Annotated in this window: 1 protein-coding gene; it reads left to right on the forward strand. The window is 40.6% G+C overall.

Annotation, left to right across the window (positions count from 1 at the left end; translation table 11 throughout):
* Window positions 1-170: 170 nt before the first annotated feature.
* Window positions 171-1,577 (forward strand): glutamate--ammonia ligase, encoded by a 1,407-nt coding sequence (gene glnA, locus GQR46_RS19420; protein ID WP_024594310.1) that lies wholly within the window; start codon window positions 171-173, stop codon window positions 1,575-1,577.
* Window positions 1,578-1,647 lie beyond the last annotated feature (70 nt).

A 1,647-nucleotide genomic window follows, 5' to 3' on the forward strand; every position in this document is an offset into this window, starting at 1 on the left:
CACCGAAATGGAATATTTACGCACCAATATGGTGCGTAAATATATTCCATTTTGATGCAATGATATTTTTTTAATTTATAAACAGCCAGTTACAATAATGGCACAAAATCAGCTTAGTAAATACCAAAGCAATTATGCAGCAATAACAAAACCCAATAGTTGGAGGACACATGTCACAATCGGTTTTAGATTTTATTAAAGAAAATGACGTCAAGTTCATTGATTTACGCTTTACTGACACTAAGGGTAAAGAGCAACATGTATCGATTCCTCATCACCAAGTTGATGAAGATTTTTTCGAAGACGGTAAAATGTTCGACGGTTCTTCAATTGCAGGCTGGAAAGGCATAAACGAATCAGACATGGTATTAATGCCAGTTCCTGAGTCAATCAAACTAGACCCTTTCACTGAAGAAGCGACATTAATTTTACGTTGTGACGTAGTAGAGCCTTCTACACTACAAGGCTATGAGCGCGACCCGCGTTCTGTTGCTAAGCGTGCTGAAGACTACATGCGCTCTACAGGTATTGCAGATACAGTTTTATTTGGCCCAGAGCCAGAATTTTTCGTATTTGACGACGTTAAATACAAATCAGATATGTCTGGTTCTATGTACAAAATTGATTCTAAGCAAGCTGCTTGGAACTCAGATAAAGAATATGCAGATGGCAACACTGGTCACCGTCCAGGTGTTAAAGGCGGTTACTTCCCTGTTGCTCCAGTTGATGACTTCCAAGATTGGCGTTCAGCTACGTGTCTAGTTCTAGAAGAAATGGGCCAAGTAGTAGAAGCACATCACCACGAAGTAGCAACAGCAGGTCAAAACGAAATCGCTACTCGCTTTAATACAATGGTATTAAAAGCGGATGAAATTCAAGAAATGAAATATGTTATCCATAACATGGCTCACTTATACGGTAAAACAGCAACGTTTATGCCTAAGCCAGTTGTTGGTGATAACGGTTCTGGTATGCATTGTCACCAGTCTTTAGCTAAAGACGGTGTTAACCTTTTTGCTGGCGATAAGTACGGCGGTCTTTCTGAAGATGCACTTTACTACATTGGCGGCATCATCAAGCATGCTAAAGCAATTAACGCTTTCGCAAATGCCTCTACTAACTCGTACAAACGTTTAGTACCAGGTTTTGAAGCACCAGTTATGCTTGCATACTCTGCACGTAACCGTTCTGCATCAATCCGTATCCCAGTGGTTCCATCTGAAAAAGGTCGTCGTATTGAAGTACGCTTCCCGGATCCAACTGCTAACCCATACCTTGCTTTCTCAGCAATGCTTATGGCTGGCCTTGATGGTATCAAAAACAAGATCCATCCTGGCGATGCTATGGATAAAGATTTATACGACTTACCAGCTGAAGAAGCAGCAGAAATTCCAACTGTTGCAGCATCACTTGACGAAGCACTATCTGCACTTAGCGCAGACCGTGAATTCTTAACTCAAGGTGGCGTTTTCACTGATGACTTAATCGATGCTTACATCTCACTTAAGTCTCAAGAAGTTGAAAAGCTTAACATGACAACTCACCCAGTTGAGTTTGAAATGTACTACAGCTGTTAATTAAGCTGTAAAAAATATGTGTGTTCTCAAGCCCGCTTTGCGGGCTTTTTTAATGGTAAAATTAGTCAAT

The organism is Pseudoalteromonas sp. Z1A6, from assembly GCF_011378745.1.
GTDB lineage: Bacteria > Pseudomonadota > Gammaproteobacteria > Enterobacterales > Alteromonadaceae > Pseudoalteromonas > Pseudoalteromonas arctica.

Bases quoted from the DNA above. Each gene is read 5' to 3' on its own strand.
- glnA (WP_024594310.1), top strand. From the start codon at position 171: ATGTCACAATCGGTTTTAGATTTTATTAAAGAAAATGACGTCAAGTTC.